The sequence below is a fragment of the Streptomyces spongiae genome (assembly GCF_009377185.1).
GTDB classification, from domain to species: Bacteria; Actinomycetota; Actinomycetes; order Streptomycetales; family Streptomycetaceae; genus Streptomyces; species Streptomyces spongiae.
Genome location: NZ_VJZC01000568.1, coordinates 1 through 6,396, shown reverse-complemented (window position 1 = coordinate 6,396; position 6,396 = coordinate 1). Strand labels below are relative to the sequence as shown.

The 6,396-nt window shown below is 69.3% G+C and carries 10 protein-coding genes; 6 read left to right on the top strand and 4 right to left on the bottom strand.

The features are described from left to right. Positions 1 to 254 (bottom strand): hypothetical protein (locus tag FNH08_RS41655; RefSeq protein ID WP_322726314.1); only part of this gene is annotated, 254 nt, incomplete at its 3' end. Between the two features lie 113 nt (positions 255 to 367). Here FNH08_RS41655 and FNH08_RS41650 point away from each other — a divergent pair. The 3 genes from FNH08_RS41650 to FNH08_RS41640 are packed head-to-tail and all read left to right on the top strand — an operon-like array spanning position 368 to position 1,927. After that, a complete protein-coding gene (locus tag FNH08_RS41650) occupies positions 368 to 1,207 on the top strand; it encodes a helix-turn-helix domain-containing protein (protein WP_152776717.1) in 840 nt (279 codons plus the stop codon). Then, positions 1,191 to 1,397, top strand: coding sequence for a DUF397 domain-containing protein (locus FNH08_RS41645; protein WP_152776716.1), 207 nt, complete (start codon positions 1,191 to 1,193; stop codon positions 1,395 to 1,397). The genes FNH08_RS41650 and FNH08_RS41645 overlap by 17 nt, the downstream gene beginning before the upstream one ends. A gap of 5 nt (positions 1,398 to 1,402) precedes the next feature. Further along, on the top strand, positions 1,403 to 1,927 hold the full coding sequence (locus FNH08_RS41640) for a GNAT family N-acetyltransferase (RefSeq protein ID WP_322726313.1): 525 nt from the start codon (positions 1,403 to 1,405) through the stop codon (positions 1,925 to 1,927). On the opposite strand, the gene FNH08_RS41635 is transcribed toward FNH08_RS41640, so the two are convergent. After that, entirely contained in the window at positions 1,904 to 3,268 is a 1,365-nt protein-coding gene (locus FNH08_RS41635) for an outer membrane protein assembly factor BamB family protein (protein WP_152776715.1), read from the bottom strand. The two genes, FNH08_RS41640 and FNH08_RS41635, sit on opposite strands and share 24 nt — an antisense overlap. Next, complete coding sequence (locus tag FNH08_RS41630) at positions 3,265 to 3,816, bottom strand: SigE family RNA polymerase sigma factor (protein ID WP_152776714.1); 552 nt, start codon at positions 3,814 to 3,816, stop codon at positions 3,265 to 3,267. The genes FNH08_RS41635 and FNH08_RS41630 overlap by 4 nt, the downstream gene beginning before the upstream one ends. Before the next feature lie 179 nt (positions 3,817 to 3,995). On the opposite strand from FNH08_RS41630, the gene FNH08_RS41625 reads away from it, so the two are divergent. Together FNH08_RS41625 and FNH08_RS41620 are read left to right on the top strand one after the other, a co-directional pair. Beyond that, positions 3,996 to 4,535 (top strand): DinB family protein, encoded by a 540-nt coding sequence (locus FNH08_RS41625; RefSeq protein ID WP_152776713.1) that lies wholly within the window; start codon positions 3,996 to 3,998, stop codon positions 4,533 to 4,535. Positions 4,536 to 4,660: 125 nt separating this feature from the next. Then, positions 4,661 to 5,128, top strand: a complete 468-nt coding sequence (locus FNH08_RS41620) for an SRPBCC family protein (RefSeq protein WP_152776712.1) — start codon at positions 4,661 to 4,663, stop codon at positions 5,126 to 5,128. Between the two features lie 48 nt (positions 5,129 to 5,176). On the opposite strand, the gene FNH08_RS41615 is transcribed toward FNH08_RS41620, so the two are convergent. Next, the gene (locus FNH08_RS41615; protein ID WP_265579841.1) at positions 5,177 to 6,202 is read right to left on the bottom strand and encodes an NADH:flavin oxidoreductase; all 1,026 of its coding nucleotides are present in this window, start codon (positions 6,200 to 6,202) and stop codon (positions 5,177 to 5,179) included. Between FNH08_RS41615 and FNH08_RS52645 the strand changes: the two genes are divergently transcribed. Beyond that, positions 6,201 to 6,396: hypothetical protein (locus tag FNH08_RS52645; RefSeq protein ID WP_228034691.1), on the top strand; the 196-nt coding region annotated here is incomplete at its 3' end. The genes FNH08_RS41615 and FNH08_RS52645 overlap by 2 nt on opposite strands.

The following is a 6,396-nucleotide window of genomic DNA, read 5'->3' as shown; positions in this document are numbered from 1 at the left end:
CCCACGTGCCCCATCACCTCGCCGACCCGCCCGTCCCGTACGTCCACGACGTGCGCCCCGACCAGCGGCTCCTCTCCACGCAGCACCGAGGCCAGCCGCTCGGCCGTCCGCACGTTGCAGCGCCCCAGGTCGACCAGGGCGAACGGCTCCTCACTCGCGGCGGTCACCGGGTCCACACGCAACGACGGCAGCACGACACCCGTGCCCACGAGGGCCTCCCGCAACGACTTCACGACTTCCTCGGTCGACCGCACGACTACCTACCTCCACGCTGAGTTGCCGATTCACCACACAGCGTGTCCACAACCCGTCTAACCTGGCCAGACAGGGCGCCCCAACAACCTCAGCTGTACGACAGGGAGTTGCCATGCCAGGACCGAAGGACCTCGACCCGTCGTCTTCGCCCCGCGCCCTGCTGGGCGCGGAACTACGCCACGCACGCGAGAAAGCCGGCCTCAGTCAGGAGGAGTTGGGCCTGCGCCTGTTCGTGAGCGGTTCGTTCATCGGGCAGTTGGAGGCGGGTACGCGGCGGATGCAGAGGGAGTACGCGCGGTTGCTGGACGAAGTCCTTGGGACGGACGACTTCTTCCAGCGGAACTGTGGGGCGGCGGCGAAGTCCCGCTACCCCGAGCACTTCGCCGAGGCAGCGGAGGCGGAAGCACTTGCCACGGAGATCCGCCAGTACGCACCGATGCTGATCCCCGGGCTTCTCCAGACACCCGCGTACGCACGGGCCGTGAACAGGGCGTACGCCCCGACGGCATCCAAGGAGATCATCGACGAGTGGGTGGACGGTCGGATGGAGCGGACCCGCCTGCTCGACGACCCAACAAAGCCGTTGTTGTGGGTGGTACTCGACGAGGCCGTGGTGCGCCGCGAGACGGGCGGTCGAGCGGTGATGACAGAAGCACTGCGTCACGTCGCCGCTCTGGTCCGTCGGAGCCGGGTCATCGTGCAGGTACTGCCGTTCAGCGCAGGAGCGCACAAGGCCATGGAGGGCTCGATGAGGCTGATGGACTTCGAGGACGCTCCCCCACTGGTCTACTTCGAGGGACCCAGCACTGGACGGCTGGAGGACGACCCAGCCACCGTCGCCCAGTTGAGGTACACCTTCGAACTCCTCACGGCCTCCGCACTCTCGCCGCAGAAGTCATTGGCCCTGATCGAGGCGGTGGCGCAGGATTACGCCCATGAGGACCTTCCCTGAGTACGACCTGAGCACGGCTGCCTGGCGCAAGTCGACCTACAGCGGCGGCGGCGGCAACGAGTGCCTCGAAGTCGCCGACAACCACCCCACCCACACCCCCGTCCGCGACTCCAAATACCCCCACGGCCCGAAGCTCGTCTTCCGAGCGGACGCGTGGTCCGCGTTCGTCGAAGACCTCAAGCGGGACTAGTACCCGTGCCCGAGCCGCAACTGCAACTGCAACTGCAACTGCAACTGCAACTGCTCCGACCGGACCACGCCCCCGCCATCCTCGCCTTCGAGCGGGAGAACCGGGCCTACTTCGCCGCGTCCATCCCCGACCGGGGCGACGAGTACTTCGAGCAGTTCGACGAACGGCACCGCCTCCAGCTCGCCGACCAGGAGGCGGGGGAATGCCACTACCACGTGCTGGTCGACACGGCGGGCGAGGTGCTGGGGCGGGTCAACCTGGTGGACGTGGCGGACGGAGTCGCCGAGCTCGGCTACCGGATCGCCGAGCGGGCCGCAGGCCGCGGGCTGGCCACCCGGGCCGTACGGGCGGTGTGCGAACTCGCCGCCGACGGATACGGGCTGACCACCCTGCGGGCGCGGGCCACGCTCGACAACGCCGCGTCGCGCGCCGTGCTGGCCCGTGTCGGGTTCACCGTCACGGGCCAGACGCGGCTCAACGGGCGGCCGGCCCTGACCTATCTCCGGTCAGTTACCGGTCCGCGGCAGTAGGGAGACGATCTTGCTGCCGCTCCGGGCCACCAGCACGTCCTCGTAGAGCAGGATCTGGGACGGGAGCCCGAAGGCGGACTCCGGCCCGCGCTTGCCGATGTCGGCGTGACCACTCCAGACCTGCTCCCCTGTGCGCAGATCGAGGCCGGACAGTTCTCCGGTCGGGCCGAGGAAGTACACGACCCCCTGACTCTCCGACACCACGGGAGAAGCGATGCCCGACATCGTGTCCTTGTCGGGCATCTTGACGCCCACCGATCGGGTCCACAGGGTCTTTCCCGTGGTCAGCGAGTAGACCGAGGCCTTGCCCTTCCAGGACACGGAGATCAGACGATCACCGACGACATCCCGGTCGGCCGGCTGCCCATCGACCCGATAGGGGTGTGAGGTCTGCTTCCCGGAGCTGTTGATGGTGGTCAGCAGCAGGTTCTTGCTGCCCGCGTCCTTCACTCCGAGCAGGGCCATGCGGTCCCCGGACACCCCGACGATTTCGTGGCTGCCGGGGAGGGTCATGACCTTCTCGGCACTTCCGGTGGCGGGGTCGAGACGGAGGACGTCGGTGTCGCCCGGCTTCTTGGCTTCCGGCGTGCACAGAAGGTAGGGCACACCGCTCAGCGCCGCCCGGTCACACCAGATGCCCTTGTTCCAGGTGTGGCGCCACTTCTCCTTACCGGTCAGCGGATCGAGGGCCGTCAACGTTCGATCCGTCGGGGTGTTGGCCAGTATCGCGCCGTCGATGAGCAGGGCGGACTGGCGGTCGCGGTTGTCGTGCGCCATCTCCACCGACCACAGCATCTTGCCGGTGTCGGTGTTCACCGCCATCAGGTCGGTACCGCCCGCGTAGTCCCCGTTCGGCTGCTTGTCGGCGGTGTGGTTGCGGTAGCCGTAGAGCACGCCGTCGCGTACGGCGAACGGGTGGTCGGGCCCGTCGCCCTCACCGTTGACCTTGACCGTCCACAGCCGCTCGCCGGTGTTGGCGTCGAACTTCGCGGCGTCGTACTTGAACCCGGCGCAGTACAGCGCGGAACCGTCCACCAGACAGCCCCGCTCGCTCGCGCCAGGCGCGTCGCTCTGCCACGGCTTCCATCCCTCCGGCGAGACAGCCGGCCGTGCCGACCGGTCCGGATCGGCCCCGCCGCCGCCCCCGAAGCCGAAGACCGCACCCACGGTGATCCCGGCGACGGCCACCGCCGCCCCCGCGGCCTGCGAGAAACGGCGCCGGTTGCGTCGCCGTACCACCGCCTCGACCAGGTCCCCGGGCGCCCGCACCCGGTCCAGGGCGACCGCGTGCAGCGTCTCCCGGACCTTCTCCTCCACCTGCTGCACCTGCTCCGTCGTCATCCCTGGACCCCCTTCGACGTAAAGCTGAGCGGCTTCACCTGTTCCGCGGGCCCTTCGGGCCCGAGCTCCGGTACGAGCGACCGGAGCTTGGCGAGCGACCGGTACGCCGTACTGCGCACCGTTCCGACCGGACACCCCAGCAGCGCCGCGACCTCGCCCTCGGGCAGGTCCTCGAAGTAGCGCAGCACGACCACGGCCCGCTGCCGCTTCGTCAGACGACCGAGCGCCGCCCACAGCGCGATCCGCAGTTCGGGGTCCGACCCGGTGTCGGCGTCCCCGTCGGACTCGGGCAGTACGGGCACCGTCGTCTCGGCGCGGTGTCTGCGCAGCCGCCAGCGGCTGACCTGCTGGCGGTAGAGGACCTGGCGGACATACGCCTCGGGCTGCTCTATCTGCGCCCAGCGCCCGTACGCTTTCATCAGCGCGATCTGCAGCAGATCCTCCGCCGCATGCCGGTCCCCGCCGGTGAGCAGCACCGCGAGCCGCAGCAGCGCGGTGGAGCGCATCGCTACGAACTCCCGGAACTCATCGTGACTCGAGGCCTTCATCGACCCTCCCCCTTCTCGGCAACCATCACGACGCGATGAGCCGCCCGCGGCTATCCCTCAGCGGAAGAGATTGTGGGGTCGGTCGGCGAAGCGGTCAGGATCTGACCTATACGACTTCTAACGTGTGTCTCACCGAACGGAACAGGAACCAGAGCCGCAATCCACGGAGGGCCCACACCATGAACGACACCCAGACCCCGCAGACCCCCCAGACCACCGACGAGCGCACCGACATCCTGGAGACGCTGGCCAAGCACCGGCACTTCCTGCGGTTCACCACCCGCGACCTCACCGACGAGCAGGCCGGGCAGCGAACCACCGCCAGCGAACTCTGTCTCGGCGGCCTGATCAAACACGTCACGTCGACCGAACGCTCCTGGGTGGCCTTCATCCAGGAGGGCCCGTCGGCGATGGGCGACTTCACCGCGATGACCGAGGCCGACTGGGCCAAGCGGGCCGATGAGTTCCGGATGCTGCCCGGCGAGACGCTGGCCGGTGTGCTGGCCGACTACGAGGAGACGGCCGAGCGGACGGAGAAGCTGGTCGCCTCCCTGCCCGACCTGGGCGCCTCCCAGCCGCTGCCCAAGGCCCCGTGGTTCCAGGACACGCACTGGTCGGCCCGCAGGGTGCTGCTGCACATCATCGCCGAGACGGCCCAGCACGCCGGCCACGCCGACATCATCCGGGAGTCCCTGGACGGCGCCAAGAGCATGGGCTGACCCACCGGGCCAGGAACCGGCCCCGCGCAACCGCCTCCGGCGATCGAATTTGGCTCGGAGCGAAGTCGGGGAAGAGGCCGCGTGGGGCTGTTCACCATCACGGCGGACGCCACTAGCGTGACCGCATGCTCACGGTCGAAGTCACAGAAACCTTTCCGTGTACGCCCGACGAGTTGCTCGACTTCGTGATGGACGTCGAGCGATATGCGCTGGTCGACCGCAAACTCCACCCGGTGTTGTGGACCCGGCGCGAGGGGGACCGGCTGGAGTTCGCGTTCCGGCCGAGGCTGGTCGGCCTCCCGGCGCCGAAGACGGTGGCGCGGGCGCGGCTGACGCCGGGCCGCCGTATCGACATCGAACTCGCCCCGCCCCCCGCCAACCGCCTGACGAAGCTGGCGTCCGACTTCGACGCCAGCTTCGTCTGCACCCCGGTCGAGGGCGGCACCCGCCTCGTGCGCACCCTCAACTTCCGGTTCCGGCCCCCGCTGCGCTGGCTCGCGGAGCCGCTGATGCGTCGTCCGCTGACCGCCGATGTGCGGGAGGAGGTGCGGCTGGCCAAGGAGTACATCCAGCGGCAGAAGCGGTCGGCCTGAGTCCGGGTTCCGGGTTCCGGGTTCCGGGTCGGGTCGGGTCGGGTCGGGTCAGCTCAGCGTCTTCAGCGACGCCGCGTCGTACGACGTCAGCTCGTCGACGCGGCCCTCCAGCACCTTCGCCGCCCACTCGGGGTCCTGGAGCAGGGCGCGGCCGATGGCGACCATGTCGAACTCCTCGGCCTCCAGACGGTCCAGCAGGTCGTCGATGCTCCTGACCGGCGAGCCCTCACCGGCGAACGCGCGGAGGAACTCGCCGTCCAGGCCGACCGAGCCGACGGTGAGGGTGGGCTTGCCGGTGACCTTCTTGGTCCAGCCCGCGAGGTTGAGGTCCGAGCCGTCGAACTCCGGGAGCCAGTAGCGGCGCGTGGAGGCGTGGAAGGCGTCCACACCGGCCGCGGCCAGCGGGGTCAGCAGCGCCTCCAGTTCCTCGGGGGTCTCGGCGAGCTTCGCGTCGTACGCCTCCTGCTTCCACTGCGAGTAGCGGAAGATGACGGGGAAGTCCGGGGACACCGAGTCCCGTACCGCCGCGGCGATCTCCGCCGCGAACTTCGTACGGGCGACGAGGTCGCCGCCGTAGGCGTCGGTGCGCTGGTTGGTGCCCTTCCACAGGAACTGGTCGATCAGGTAGCCGTGCGCGCCGTGCAGTTCGACGCCGTCGAAGCCGATGCGCTCCGCGTCGGCCGCGGCCTTGGCGAAGGCGGCGATGACGTCGTCCAGGTCCTGCTGCGTCATCTCCTTGCCGGTGCCGGGCGTGCCGTCGAGGCGCAGGCCGGAGGGGCCGACCGCCGGGGCATCCGTGAAGGGGGGCTCGCCCGTCTTGCGCACCATGCCGATGTGCCACAGCTGGGGCACGATCGTCCCGCCCGCCGCGTGCACCGCGTCGGCGACCTTCGCCCAGCCGGCGAGCTGCTCCTCACCGTGGAAGCGCGGAACGCTGTCGCTCTGCCCGGCCGACTCGTGTCCGACGTACGTGCCTTCGGTGACGATCAGGCCCACGCCCGCGGCGGCACGGCGCGCGTAGTACGACACCACGTTCTCCCCGGGTATGCCGCCCGGCGAGAACATCCTGGTCATGGGCGCCATCGCGATCCGGTTGGGGACCGTCAGACCGTTGATCGAGACAGGCCGGGACAGGATCGCGGCAGCTCGGGAGGCGGAGGCGGCAAGCGTCACGGTGGAGCTCCTCGGAGAGGTCGACGACATCGAGAACGTGATTCGGATTCCGGACGGTATGTGCATACGCATCCATCACCCGCCCCGATCAACCG

What these genes read in the sequence shown, in the direction of transcription:
- FNH08_RS41630 (WP_152776714.1), bottom strand. Translation starts at nt 3,816, where the DNA reads ATGAAGGCCTCGAGTCACGATGAGTTCCGGGAGTTCGTAGCGATGCGC.
- FNH08_RS41645 (WP_152776716.1), top strand. Translation starts at nt 1,191, where the DNA reads ATGAGGACCTTCCCTGAGTACGACCTGAGCACGGCTGCCTGGCGCAAG.
- FNH08_RS41625 (WP_152776713.1), top strand. Translation starts at nt 3,996, where the DNA reads ATGAACGACACCCAGACCCCGCAGACCCCCCAGACCACCGACGAGCGC.
- FNH08_RS41635 (WP_152776715.1), bottom strand. Translation starts at nt 3,268, where the DNA reads ATGACGACGGAGCAGGTGCAGCAGGTGGAGGAGAAGGTCCGGGAGACG.
- FNH08_RS41620 (WP_152776712.1), top strand. Translation starts at nt 4,661, where the DNA reads ATGCTCACGGTCGAAGTCACAGAAACCTTTCCGTGTACGCCCGACGAG.
- FNH08_RS41650 (WP_152776717.1), top strand. Translation starts at nt 368, where the DNA reads ATGCCAGGACCGAAGGACCTCGACCCGTCGTCTTCGCCCCGCGCCCTG.
- FNH08_RS41615 (WP_265579841.1), bottom strand. Translation starts at nt 6,202, where the DNA reads ATGACCAGGATGTTCTCGCCGGGCGGCATACCCGGGGAGAACGTGGTG.